The following is a 12,480-nucleotide window of genomic DNA, read 5'->3' as shown; positions in this document are numbered from 1 at the left end:
TGTGTGTGAGAGCGTCTTTCAAGGTCAGCCAACGCTTTTTCATCCGCGAGGACGGCCCATCTCCCACATGCGGCCACCGAAAGGCTCCGTGAGCTTCAGCGCCGCGTTGCCAGCTGCATCAGCAGGGCCATCAGCCGCTGCTTCTCCTCAGCCGACAGCTTCTCGCCCTGCTTTTCCTTGGCCAGCAAGGCCTGGTATTCCGCCTCGGGTGACGTGCGCGCCAGCTGATGCTGGCAATGCTCCACCAGCCCCTTCAGCTCCTCGCTGCGCACTTCACGCGGGATGAGCAGCTCACGCGCGGCCAACTGCTCGAGGCGCGGCCCCTGAGCAGTGCCCAGAAAGTGCGCCAGCAGCACCTGAGGCGAACGATACCGGCCAGCCTTGAGCAATCTCACCACCTCGACCAGCAGACGGACATCCTCACTGTCTGCCGGCTCGCCGGCGCCTTCGATCCATTCATCGCTGGCCGGCAGCTCCGCCACCAGCTGCGGCTCATGCACCAGAAGGTGCAGCAGGCGCGTCAGCATGCTGACCGAGTGACGCGGTGACGTCTTGCGAGCCGCGCCATGCGAGGCAGCAGCCGGACGAGACCGCCCACCCGAGGCACCACCAGCCTCCGAGGGTGGCGCCCAGTCCTCCGGCTGCCAGCCCTCTGCATCCTGCTCACCGAAGCCGGCATCTGCCATCGCATCCAGCGATGACCAGTCGCCACCCTGCGGTTCATTCAGACTGCCACCTTCCAGGCGATTCCCCGCCGGAGCGGCGGAGTGCGACTGGCGCAGCTGCTGATGCTGCCGGAGACGCGCCTGCTGGGCATCACGCGCCGCGGCACGCTCCACCAGCATGGCATCCAGCCGCTCACGCTCCAGGCCACTGCGGCGCTCCAGCTCCTTGAGCAGCAGTGAACGCAGCACCCCCTCGGGCACCCGGGAGATCCATTCCAGTGCCTGGGTCACGAAGCGCTCCAGCTGCTCCATGCGCTTGAGGTCGCGCCCTTCCGCCGCCTGCTCGAACAGGAACTCGGAGAGCCCCGAGGCGCAGGTCACCCGCTTCTCGAAGGCTTCCTGCCCTTCACTGCGCACCAGCGAATCCGGGTCTTCACCCTCAGGCAGGAACAGGAAACGTGCCTGACGGCCATCGATCATGACGTCCAGCACCGTCTCCAGTGCCCGGCGCGCGGCCTGACGGCCAGCCTTGTCACCGTCGAAGCAGAACACCACTTCATCGACCAGCCGATAGAGGCGCTTGAGGTGTTCCTCACTGGTCGCGGTGCCCAGGGTGGCGCAGGCATTGCGAATGCCATACTGCGCCAGCGCCACGACGTCCATGTAGCCCTCGACGATCAGCATGCGCTCAAGCTTGCGATTCGCCTCGCGGGCCTCATACAGGCCGTAGAGCTCACGCCCCTTGTGGAAGACAGGCGTCTCGGGGGAATTCAGGTATTTGGGTTTTGCATCGCCCATCACGCGACCACCGAAGGCGATGGTGCGCCCCTTCCAGTCACGGATCGGGAACATCACGCGATCGCGGAAGCGGTCATAGCGCCGCCCACTCTCCTCGTGATGGATCAGCAGGCCGTACTCGATCTGCACCTCTTCGCTGACACCCAGCTTGCTCAGATGGTGCTTGAGATGTTCCCAGCCCTGGGGCGCAAAGCCGATACCGAAATCGCGCATCACCTCACGCGACAGCCCACGCCCCTCAAGATACTCACGGGCGGGCTGTGCGGCAGGTTCCGTCAGGCGCTGGCGATAGAAGTCAGCCGCCGCCTCAAGCAGATTGACACCCTCTTCACGGGCCTGCTCACGGCGCTGGCGCTCGCGACGTTCATGGGGGCTCTGATTGCCGCCTTCACGGGGCACCTCGAGCGCCAGACGTGAGGCAAGCTGCTCGACCGCTTCCGGAAACGGCAGACGATCGAATTCCATCAGAAACTTGAGGGCACTGCCGCTCGCCCCGCACCCGAAGCAGTGATAGAACTGCTTGTCCGGAATGACGTTGAACGAGGGAGAGTTTTCCTGATGGAAGGGGCACAGGCCGACATAGCTCTTGCCAGCCTTCTTCAACTGGACACGCTCACCTACCACCTCGACCACATCGGTACGGGCCAGCAGATCGTCTATGAAGCCTTGCGGGATGAGACCAGCCATGGTTCGCCAGAAGTCATGGAAAAACGGACTGACCCCAACGCAGTGAGTCGACCTCACGCCAACGGGCGATCACATCGACGACAGCGCTCGGGTCAGGCCATCCCTCGAGAAACAGCAACGTGTGCAGTGAACTGACACACGACTCGGGAACAAACGGATCACCAGAGACAAAAACAAGCGGCCACCGTGAGGCAGCCGCTTGGTGTCCTTCCAGAGAGCAGTGGATCACTCCCCAAAAGTACGGATCAGTAGAGACGCTCGAAACGCTTGCGCTCACGCTGAACCTTCTTGGCGTGGCGCTTTACAGCGGCCGCCTGCTGACGCTTGCGAACAGCGGTCGGCTTCTCGTAGTGCTCACGACGACGCACTTCGGAAAGAACACCGGCTTTTTCGCAGGAGCGCTTGAAACGGCGCAGGGCGACGTCGAACGGCTCGTTGTCACGTACTTTAACTGAAGGCATTAAACACTCACCTACCTTGAGATCATGAGTTCGGTTTGAACGCACATCCGGTGCAGCCACTCCTCAGGAGCCACCAGCCAGCGACGGTAAACCGCCACCTGCAGGTCGATCCAGCATCAATCAGTCGCCTGCGACACCACCGGTGAGGGTAGCCGTCGCTGGCTGGAATCATGATTCGGGGAGCTTTTGCGGGGTGGTCGGATGCACGACCCAGTCTTGCAGAGTGCCATATTCTAGACACCCGTCCCCGCCTTTGCAAACGCGGAAACCGGAAATCGTCTCTCGCATAACGCCAGCTGGCGCGACACCCGTGCTCACAGCCAGTAGAATATCGCGCATTCACGGCACCCTCGCCTCTCGGGCTCGCTCAGGCAGCCTCGCTGGCCGTGCCGCCCTCTACTTCTGATATTTCCTGAGAGTCAGCCATGCGTGTGCTCGGCATCGAGACTTCCTGCGACGAGACCGGCGTCGCCATCTACGACACGGACCAGGGCCTGCTTGCAGACGCCCTCTACAGCCAGATCGCCATGCACGCCGAATTCGGCGGTGTGGTGCCGGAGCTGGCCTCTCGCGATCATACCCGCAAGCTGCTGCCGTTGATCCAGCAGGTGATGGACGAGGCGAATCTGAAAGCCGCTGACATCGATGCCATCACCTATACCGCAGGCCCGGGGCTGGTGGGCGCCTTGATGGTCGGCGCCTCGACGGCCCATGGCCTGGCCAGAGCCTGGCAGGTTCCGGTGCTCGGGGTGCATCACATGGAAGGCCATCTGCTGGCCCCGATGCTGGAAGACGACGCACCGGAATTCCCCTTCGTGGCGCTGCTGGTCTCCGGTGGCCACACACAGCTGGTGGCGGTGCGCGGGCTGGGCGAGTACGAGCTGCTGGGCGAGTCCGTGGATGATGCCGCAGGCGAGGCCTTCGACAAGGCCGCCAAGATGCTGGAACTGCCCTACCCCGGCGGCCCGCAGGTTGCCAAGCTGGCCGAACAGGGCGATCCGAAGCGCTACCGCTTCCCGCGCCCGATGACGGATCGCCCCGGACTGGATTTCAGCTTCTCGGGCCTCAAGACCCACACCATGGTCACCCTCAAGAAGGCAAAGGCCAGTGGCGAGCCGGACGCACAGCATCGCGCCGACATCGCGCGTGCCTTCGAGGAAGCCGTGGTCGACACCCTGGTCATCAAGTGCCGCCGCGCGCTGGACCAGACCGGTCTCAAGCGCCTGGTCGTGGCGGGCGGCGTCAGTGCCAATACCCGCCTGCGCGAGCGCCTGAGCCATGAACTGGCCAAGCGCAACGCCCGCGCCTACTATCCGCGCGGTCGCTTCTGTACCGACAATGGCGCCATGATCGCCTACGTGGGTGCACAACGACTGAACGCCGGTGAGCAGGACACTGGCCCGATGAAGGCCGTACCACGCTGGCCTCTCGATAGCCTGTCCGCGCCGCAGGGGCATCACGACTGATCACTGCCGCTCCCGGCGCGTCTCGGCGGGCGTGAAAAGGCGTAGCTGCGATGAAACGGCTAGGATGAAAACGGTTCCGATGAAAACAGCAACGCCCTGCCGGGCTACCCGGCAGGGCGTTCGTGCTTCATGTGGCGCAGGTCATGGCTCGAGCGTCATTCAGCGCCGTGATCAGACCGCGCAGAGTGCCGCCTCATCACGGCGCGACGCCGGTGCGGGAGATCCTCCGACAACGCCAGCTGAACTCCACCGGCCACAAGGGCTGCGACTCGGCATGCCCATGCTCGACGAATGACTGCCACAGGCTGGCATAGTCGACCCCACGCACCGGGTGGCGCTGCTCGGCGAAGGCTTCCGCCAGTGGCAGCAGCACGAAGGCATTGCGATCCACTTCCTCGCGCGGCAGCAGGACACCGTCGATCTCGCCGGTCAGCTCACCGACCGTCAGGATGTCGATATCCAACGTACGCGGACTGAACTTGGGGCTGCCCTCGAGGCGTCCGTTGGCGAACTCGACCTGCTTGCACCAGGCTTGCAGCTCACCGACGCTCCAGTCACTGTGGAATCCCGCCACCAGATTGTAGAAATTGCGCCCGTCGACGAACCCCACCGGCTCGCTTTCGTAGACGGAAGACAGCGTGAGCTCCCCGAAGGTCGCCTCCAGGGCATCCAGGCAGACTCGCACGTGATGATCACGCTCGATGTTGCTGCCGATGGAGACAAGCACCAGGGTCATGCGCTGACATCCACGAGCGTGCCACGCTCGATGCGCACGCCCACTGCTTGCGCTTCCGGGACCGCCCCCGGCTTGCGCACCGTCATCCTGAGCCAGGGAATCCCGAATTCTTCCCGCAGCAGCGCGGCGAGACGCTCCGCAAAGGTCTCCACCAGCTCGAACTGGCTGTCGTCTGCGTAGGTCTGGATACGAGCGCTGATGGCAGCATAATCAAGGGTATGCGTCAGATCATCCCCCGCCGCGGCAGGACGGATATCCGTCGCCATCTCCAGATCGATCACCAGACGCTGGCGAATGGTACGCTCCCAGTCATAGACTCCTATCACGGTCTCAACTGCCAGAGCCTCGATCAGCACACGATCCATGGCGTTACCTCTATGCTTGTCGGATGAACCAGTAAAACGACGCCGCCAAAGGCCCCGCCATCATGCCCGAGATTCTACTGCACCCAGCCCCTGCTTGGCCAAACCGAGCCGCGCGATGCGCCTGTCCACAAGCGACATGGCTGACGGCGCGCAGCGGGTCATGTGCGGGGGAGGCATGCTGAGCGACATCATCGGCTGGGTGGCCACGCTGGCACACTGGCAGCAGCTGAGCCTGCTGCTGGCACTGGCCTATGGGGGAGGGTCGGTTCTGGGAGCGGTGTGGATCTGCCAGCGCCTGGGCCTGACCGACCCGCGGCTGGCCGGCTCCTTCAATCCGGGCTTCTCGAATGTACTGCGACTGCACGGTGCCATGCCTGCCGCGCTGGTCCTGGCTTTCGATGCCACCAAGGGCATGCCTGCCCTGTGGCTGGGTGGCGAGATCGCCCTGCCCGCCTGGGCACTGGGACTGATCGGGCTGGCGGTGCTGATCGGCCACAGCCTGCCGCTATGGCATCGCGGACATCGAGGCGGCAAGGCTGTCGCTGCCGCCTTCGGCGTGCTGTTGATGCTGGCGCCGGGCGTGGCCCTGAGCTGTGCCGCCCTGTGGATCGGACTGGCGTGGCGCCTGCGCACCGCCGCCATTGCCTCACTCGTCTCAGGGCTTGCCGCCCCGCTCTTCAGCCTGTGGCTGGCGCCGGAAATGAGCGGCGTGATACTCGTCTTCGCCAGTCTGATCGTGGTGCGTCACGCGCTCAATCTGCGCCGCCTGAGCGATGGCAGCGAACCGCGCCTGTAGACCCTCACTCCGCAGCCCGACCCTTGCCTCTGCGTGCATCGGCCTCTCAGTGAGCGTGGCCACAACCACAGTGCGGCGCATGGACCTCTGGCGTGGCTCGCCACTCACCCAACGCCTCGGCAATCGCCTGCTGACGCTGCTCGCCCATCGCCCGCCCGATCTCGGCACCCTTGAGCCCCTGAGCGACCAGGGATTGCGGCGAGACCGCCGTCGCGGCCTGCCAGGCGGCATTGCCCAGCCGCGCCAGCCCCTTGTCTTCCACTGCCAGCAAGGCCACCAGCACCGACTGACGCTCACCACGACGCCACGCATCGACGCCATCCAGCCAGACCTTGAGATCTTCCGCCTGCACGCCACCCTCTCGATGCGACGCATCATTCAGCTCTCGGCACAGACGCGCCTGCTGAGCCGCATCGCGCACGGCACTGGGCAGACGCCGCTCCTGCGCCAGGGTATCGATCTCCTCACGCGACAGGTGCTCCACCAGCCGTGCCATGCGCCAGCAGACCATCTCCGCCTCATCGACCAGCTGTCGCGGCAGGCGATCCAGCCGCTCCAGCGCTGACTCAAGCGCACGGGCCTCCCTCGCCAGTGCCGGCATCAGCACGCTCAGGGCACCCAGCTCATCCAGCAGCTGGAAGTAGGCCTCAGGACTGGCTTCCCCCAGCGCCTTCTCGGTTTCCTTCCAGACACGCTCAGCGACCAGATGCGAGACTTCGCCGCTCTCGACCATCCCCTGCATCAACGCGCGAGTCTCCTCGGCGACCGTGAAACCCAGCCCCTGATAACGTGCCAGGAAGCGTGCCACGCGCAGCACGCGCAGCGGGTCTTCACTGAAGGCGTCGGAGACGTGGCGCAACAGTCGTGCCTCGAGATCCGCAAGTCCGCCGTAGGGGTCCACCAGTTCGCCCTCGCCGGGCGGACTGTCCAGCGGCTCGGCCATGGCATTGATGGTCAGATCACGACGCACGAGATCCTCTTCCAGGGTCACGTCGGGGCTGGCATGCACGGTGAAGCCAACGTAGCCATGTCCGGACTTGCGCTCGGTGCGTGCCAGCGCATATTCCTCCTGCGTCTGAGGGTGCAGGAAGACCGGAAAGTCGCGCCCCACCGGGCGGAAACCACGCGCCTGCATGTCCTCGACCGTCGCGCCCACCACTACGAAATCGCACTCATGCCATGGCCAGCCCAGGCGCGCATCGCGCACGGCGCCCCCTACCCGATAGACCTCGAGCCCTTGCAGCAGGCGGTCCGATGACGCATCAAGTCGATGAGGGGCACTACGAGTCATGGGGACTCCTTGGCAGAAGGGAGATGAGACAATCAGGCAAAGGTGGGATCAGCTACCGCTTTCGACATCGTCGCCATGGGTGAGCTGATACTGGGTGAAACCGCCATCGAGAGAGTAGACCTTCTCGAAGCCCTGCCCGGCAAGCCAGGCCGCTGCCTGCTGACTGGAGTGGCCGTGATAGCACACCACTACCAGCGGTGTGTCACGAGGGGTCTCTTCCAGGATCGCCCCCGCACTGGCGTTGTCCAGATGCCGGCTGCCGGGAATGCGCCCCTGGGTGAAGCTGAGCGGATCACGGATGTCCAGCAGCACGAAGGGTTGTTCGCCGTCGCGCCATTGCGCCAGTGACGCCAGATCAAGATGTTCGAAACTCATGGGAACTCCGCTGAAGATAGGGACAGGAAAATGGACGTGCGCCGCGCAGGGGAGGCGCCTTGCAGAGTCAGTCGCGCGATGTCACCGCCGGTTCGAACACGCGCTGCCCCGTCTCGAGATCGAGCGCTGTCAGCCCGCCACCCCATACACAGCCGGTATCCAGTGCCGCGACATCCTGGCGCGCCGCTGGAGTCTCGCCTTCCAGCGCCGCCCAATGGCCGAACAGCAGGCGCGGAGAGTCATCCCAGGCCCCCTCGGGACGCGGAAACTGGAACCAGGGACGATAGCCCTCGGGCGCGGAATCCAGCCCCTCCTTGGCCGCAAAGTCCATGCGACCCTCGCGGTCCACGAAACGCATGCGGGTGAAGACATTCACGATGCAACGCAGCCGCGCGATGCCGCTGAGATCCTCCCGCCAGAGATCGGGCGTGTCGCCATACATCTCGCCGAGAAACTCGCGATAGGCGTCCCCCGCCAGTGCAGCTTCCGCCTCGCGGGCCAGCGCTGCCGCCTGATTCAAGGTCCAGCCGGGCAGAACGCCGGCATGCGTCATCACCGTGCGCCGCGCATCGATGGTCTCTTCCACCATCAACGGCTGGCGACGCAGCCAGTCAAGCAGCCCGTCGCGATCCGGCGCGTCCAGAATGGGCTGAAGCGTATCGGAACGCTTGAGGCGCCCGAAGCCATGCGCGACCGCCAGCAGATGCAGATCATGGTTGCCCAGCACGATGCGCGCACTGTCCCCGAGAGCCTTGGCATGGCGCAGGCATTCAAGCGAGCCCGGCCCGCGATTGACCAGATCTCCGGCCAACCACATCACATCACGTCCGGGCGTGAACTCCAGACGCTGCAACAGGCGTTCGAACTCAACGTGACATCCCTGCAGATCGCCAATCGCCCACTGCGTCATGCTGCTCCCCCGGCCGCCTGGCGGCCTGCTACGTGAATGACTTGCTGATGGTTTCGTTCAGGACGGCGACAGACCGATGGGCCATGTCCCGACCTGGCCCGAGACTCGGCAGGCATCAATGCACCTGATGCGGCCCGGCCAGACGAAATGGCGCGATGGCGACTTCGAAGGTGCGCGCATGGGTGGCATCGGAGAAGGTATAGGCCCCCTGCATCACGCCGACCGGCATGTCGAGGACGGCCCGCGAGGTATAGCGGAAGCTTTCCCCCGGGGCGATCAGCGGCTGCTTGCCGACCACCCCCTTGCCGCGGACTTCCTGCTCGTTGCCGCTTCCCTGGGTGATCTTCCAGTAACGCGCCAGCAGCTGGATCGTCTCGTCGCTGCCATTGTGCACCGTGATGGTGTAGCGGAACACGAAGCGGTTCTCGCTCGGACGACTCTCGTCGGCGCAGTACTCCGGTACGGCGTCGACATGAATGTCCGCCACGCCGCTCATGCGTCGTGATCGCTGTCAGTGGCGGCCTGCGAGGTCGTGACCTCACCGTGACCGACATTGCTGCGGGGGCGCTTGCGGGGCGCGCTGTCCGCCTGACTGGCGGTCATGCCCTGGGCGCTCAGATGGTTGGTGATCATCACCAGCTCCGCGACCGTCAGCGTCTGCGGGCGACGCGAGGGATCAATGCCCAGCGCCGTCAGCTGTTCGGCATCGATACGCCCCTTGAAGTTGTTGCGCAGGGTCTTGCGACGCTGAGAGAAGGCTTCCCGCACGATGATGGCCAGCAGCTTCTCGTCAGTCGCCGGATGCGGCAGCTCGGCATGCGGCACCAGACGCACGATGGCCGAGTCCACCTTTGGCGCCGGGAAGAAGGCACTGGGCGGCACCAGGAAGAGGTTCTCGACCGCACAGTAATACTGGGTCATCACCGACAGACGGCCCCAGTCCGTACCACCCGGCTCAGCCGCCAGACGCTCGACCACTTCCTTCTGCAGCATGAAGTGCATGTCGGCAATCGCGCCACGCGCTTCCAGCAGGTGGAAGATCAGTGGCGTGGAGATGTTGTACGGCAGGTTGCCGACCACGCGCAGTGCCGGGCCATCGCCCACCAGCGCCGGAAAATCGAAGCGCAGGGCATCGCCCTCGTGGATGACGAAATCGGGATAGTTGAAGAACTGCACGCGCAGCCCGGGGATCAGGTCACGGTCCAGCTCGATGACCTCCAGCTTGCCCGCCGCTTCCAGCAACGGACCGGTCAGCGCCCCCTGCCCCGGACCGATCTCGACCAGCCGCTCCCCCTCTGCCGGACGAATGGCCCTGACGATACGGGAGATGACGCCAAGATCCTGCAGGAAGTTCTGGCCGAAACGCTTGCGCGCACGATGCGCCGGGAAATGTTGGGACATGGGACTGACTTTCCTCCGGGGAGCCCTGTGGACTCCCGACAACAAGACGCCATCCTTCACCTGTGGAATCGATGCAGAGGCATCGAGGGACATGGAAAGGACGGCGAGACCATCCTGGATGGTCGAATGACTGGGGTAGCGGCGACGCCTGCTTGAGGTGCGCGCTCGGCGTGCCGCATGGACGGTCACGCCAGATGATGGGGGATTATCTCAGGCTCGCGCGGCGGCTGCCATCTCGATGGCCACCTGCACGGCCTGCACGAGACTTCCGACATCGGCCCGACCCGTGCCCGCGAGATCCAGCGCGGTACCGTGATCGACCGAGGTACGCACGATGGGCAGGCCCAGCGTGATGTTGGCCGCCTGACCGAATCCGGCGTACTTGAGCACCGGCAGCCCCTGATCGTGATACATCGCCAGCACGGCATCCACGCCATCGAGATGACGTGGCGTGAACAGGGTATCCGCCGGCAGCGGCCCCGCCAGCTGCATGCCCGTGGCGCGCAGTGCCTCGAGCGTCGGTGAGATCACCTCGATCTCCTCGACGCCGAGATGCCCACCTTCGCCGGCATGGGGGTTGAGTCCGCACACCGCGATGCGCGGCGTCTCACGCCCGAAGTAGCGTTTGAGATCTTCCGCCAGGATAGTGAGCACTCGTGTCAGCCCCTGCGGCGTGATGGCGTCGGCCACCTCACGCAGCGGCAGATGGGTGGTGGCCAGCGCGACACGCAGTCCCGGGCACGCCAGCATCATGACCACTTCCTCGACACCGCAGACGTCGCGCAGATACTCGGTATGCCCCGTGAAACCGGCGTGGCCGGCCTCGATCACGGCCGCCTTGGACAGCGGCGCCGTCACCATGGCACTGGCGTGTCCGGCCTGACAGGCGGCGATGGCCACGTCGAGCATCTGCAGGACATGATCACCGTTGCGCGCATCGATCACCCCCGGCTCACTGGGCACCGCCAGCGGCACCGACCATACGGCCAGATGACCATTGCGGGCCGGTGGCAGGGGGTCGCCGGGGCTCAGCTCATGCAATTCAAGCGAAAGCCCCAGCAGGCGGGCACGACTGGCCAGCAGGTCGGGATCGGCGACCGCGACCAGCTGCGCCGGGAAGTCCTCGGCCTGAGCCGCCAGCATCACCAGCAGCTCGGGACCGATGCCCGCCGGCTCCCCGGCGGTCAGCGCGATCACCTCGGACGACATGGCGCGCTCACTGCTCATCAAGGCGGTTGTCGACATAGGCCTCGGCGCGGATCTGCTGCTGCCAGGCTTCCAGTTCGTCATTGAGCTTGCGCTGGAACAGGGTCTTGCGGACCTTGTCACGCTGGCTGGAATTGGTGACATCCTGCTGACGACGATTCTCGACCTCGATGATGTGATAACCGAAGCGCGTCTTGATGGGCTGACTGACCTCCCCCACCTTCAGGGCGTTCATGGCAGTCTCGAAGGACGACACCGTCTGCCCCGGGCTGACCCACCCCAGCTCGCCACCCTTGAGAGAGCTGCCCTTGTCGTCGCTGAACTCCTGGGCCAGCGCGGCGAAGTCCTCGCCACCCAGCACGCGACGGCGGATGGACTCGGCACGCTCAAGCGCCTGCTGATCACTCATGTTCGGGTTGGGCTGGATCAGGATGTGACGCGCCTGAGTCTGGGAAATCAATGACTTGCCTGCGCCACGCTTCTCGATCAGCTTCACCAGGTGATAGCCGCTGGCACTGCGCAACGGCTGGGACACCTCACCTGCCTGCATGTCCGGCACCACATCGGCGAATACGCTCGGCAGCTCACCGCCGGCGCGCCAGCCGAGATCCCCGCCACTCAGCGCCTGGCTGCCAGCGGATTCCGCCGCTGCCACCTGGGCGAAGTCCGTCCCATCGGCGATCTGCTGACGCAGACCATCGGCACGCTCGCGCGCCGCCTTGACCTGAGCCGGTGTCGGCTCCTGCGGCAGGGCGACCAGCAGGTGCGCTAGGTGATACTGGATATCACTGCCGACGTCCTGCTGGTTGAGATACCGGTCGATCTCGCGATCGGAGATGCGCACCTTGCTGGCCACGCGACGCTGCTGGATCTGTTGCACCAGCAGTTCACGACGCACCTGATCACGCACATCGGCCAGCGACATGCCATCCTGCTCGAGCTTGTCGGCAAAGGCCTCCAGGCTCAGACCATTGTCCTTGGCGATTCCCCGCAGGGTGGCATTGAGCTGGGTGTCATCGATGCTCAGATTGGCCTGCTCCGCCATCTGCAGCTGAATCTGCTCATTGACCATGCGGTCGAGCACCTGGCGCTCCAGCACATTGCGCGGCGGCAGGTTGATACCGCGACTCTGCAGCTGTTGGCTAGCCTGGGAGACACGCCGCTCCATGTCGCTTTGCATGATGGCGTCCTTGTTGACCACGGCAACCACACGGTCGAGCAACTCGGCGGCACTCACCGGCAGGCTTGCCAGCGCGAATGCCAGCCCCAGCGGGGCAATCAGGGTCTTGCGCATCGGGTGTTCTCTCGACGTAAAAATGTTGA

General features: G+C 64.8%; 13 protein-coding genes. 2 read left to right on the top strand and 11 right to left on the bottom strand.

All coding sequences use genetic code 11. From position 1 onward, the window contains the following. Positions 1-95 precede the first annotated feature (95 nt). Both dnaG and rpsU read right to left on the bottom strand, forming a co-directional pair. Positions 96-2,150 carry a DNA primase gene (gene dnaG / locus OW493_RS12600; protein ID WP_289864328.1) on the bottom strand — a complete coding sequence of 685 codons (2,055 nt, stop codon included), beginning with the start codon at positions 2,148-2,150 and terminating at the stop codon, positions 96-98. Positions 2,151-2,395: 245 nt separating this feature from the next. Beyond that, complete coding sequence (gene rpsU, locus OW493_RS12595; RefSeq protein ID WP_024951433.1) at positions 2,396-2,611, bottom strand: 30S ribosomal protein S21; 216 nt, start codon at positions 2,609-2,611, stop codon at positions 2,396-2,398. 425 nt (positions 2,612-3,036) lie between these two features. Here rpsU and tsaD point away from each other — a divergent pair, with 425 nt between their 5' ends. Beyond that, positions 3,037-4,077 carry a tRNA (adenosine(37)-N6)-threonylcarbamoyltransferase complex transferase subunit TsaD gene (gene tsaD / locus OW493_RS12590; RefSeq protein ID WP_289864327.1) on the top strand — a complete coding sequence of 347 codons (1,041 nt, stop codon included), beginning with the start codon at positions 3,037-3,039 and terminating at the stop codon, positions 4,075-4,077. 196 nt (positions 4,078-4,273) lie between these two features. Here the strand turns inward: tsaD and folK are convergent, their stop codons facing one another. Both folK and folB read right to left on the bottom strand, forming a co-directional pair. Beyond that, entirely contained in the window at positions 4,274-4,813 is a 540-nt protein-coding gene (gene folK, locus OW493_RS12585; protein WP_077378107.1) for a 2-amino-4-hydroxy-6-hydroxymethyldihydropteridine diphosphokinase, read from the bottom strand. After that, positions 4,810-5,178, bottom strand: coding sequence for a dihydroneopterin aldolase (gene folB, locus OW493_RS12580; RefSeq protein WP_077378104.1), 369 nt, complete (start codon positions 5,176-5,178; stop codon positions 4,810-4,812). The genes folK and folB overlap by 4 nt, the downstream gene beginning before the upstream one ends. Before the next feature lie 115 nt (positions 5,179-5,293). Here folB and OW493_RS12575 point away from each other — a divergent pair, with 115 nt between their 5' ends. Further along, a complete protein-coding gene (locus tag OW493_RS12575; RefSeq protein WP_289864326.1) occupies positions 5,294-5,974 on the top strand; it encodes a glycerol-3-phosphate acyltransferase in 681 nt (226 codons plus the stop codon). Positions 5,975-6,020: 46 nt separating this feature from the next. Here OW493_RS12575 and OW493_RS12570 read toward each other — a convergent pair whose 3' ends face one another. The 7 genes from OW493_RS12570 to OW493_RS12540 all read right to left on the bottom strand — a co-directional run bounded on the left by OW493_RS12570 (position 6,021) and on the right by OW493_RS12540 (position 12,451). Next, a complete protein-coding gene (locus OW493_RS12570; RefSeq protein ID WP_289864324.1) occupies positions 6,021-7,265 on the bottom strand; it encodes a polynucleotide adenylyltransferase in 1,245 nt (414 codons plus the stop codon). Positions 7,266-7,313: 48 nt separating this feature from the next. Continuing rightward, a complete protein-coding gene (gene glpE / locus OW493_RS12565; RefSeq protein ID WP_077378098.1) occupies positions 7,314-7,640 on the bottom strand; it encodes a thiosulfate sulfurtransferase GlpE in 327 nt (108 codons plus the stop codon). 67 nt (positions 7,641-7,707) lie between these two features. Next, on the bottom strand, positions 7,708-8,550 hold the full coding sequence (locus OW493_RS12560) for a symmetrical bis(5'-nucleosyl)-tetraphosphatase (RefSeq protein ID WP_289864323.1): 843 nt from the start codon (positions 8,548-8,550) through the stop codon (positions 7,708-7,710). A gap of 115 nt (positions 8,551-8,665) precedes the next feature. Next, positions 8,666-9,046, bottom strand: coding sequence for a Co2+/Mg2+ efflux protein ApaG (apaG, locus tag OW493_RS12555; RefSeq protein WP_077378092.1), 381 nt, complete (start codon positions 9,044-9,046; stop codon positions 8,666-8,668). Then, a complete protein-coding gene (gene rsmA / locus OW493_RS12550) occupies positions 9,043-9,951 on the bottom strand; it encodes a 16S rRNA (adenine(1518)-N(6)/adenine(1519)-N(6))-dimethyltransferase RsmA (RefSeq protein ID WP_077378089.1) in 909 nt (302 codons plus the stop codon). Before rsmA ends, apaG begins: the two co-directional genes overlap by 4 nt. A 210-nt stretch (positions 9,952-10,161) precedes the next feature. After that, positions 10,162-11,160, bottom strand: a complete 999-nt coding sequence (gene pdxA, locus OW493_RS12545) for a 4-hydroxythreonine-4-phosphate dehydrogenase PdxA (protein WP_289864322.1) — start codon at positions 11,158-11,160, stop codon at positions 10,162-10,164. 7 nt (positions 11,161-11,167) lie between these two features. Further along, positions 11,168-12,451 (bottom strand): peptidylprolyl isomerase, encoded by a 1,284-nt coding sequence (locus OW493_RS12540; protein WP_077378083.1) that lies wholly within the window; start codon positions 12,449-12,451, stop codon positions 11,168-11,170. Between the last annotated feature and the right edge of the window lie 29 nt (positions 12,452-12,480).

It is taken from the genome of Cobetia sp. 14N.309.X.WAT.E.A4, from assembly GCF_030397495.1.
Classification (GTDB): Bacteria; Pseudomonadota; Gammaproteobacteria; order Pseudomonadales; family Halomonadaceae; genus Cobetia; species Cobetia marina.
The sequence above is the reverse complement of the archived record's forward strand: the minus strand, read 5'-3'. Positions and strand labels throughout refer to the sequence as shown.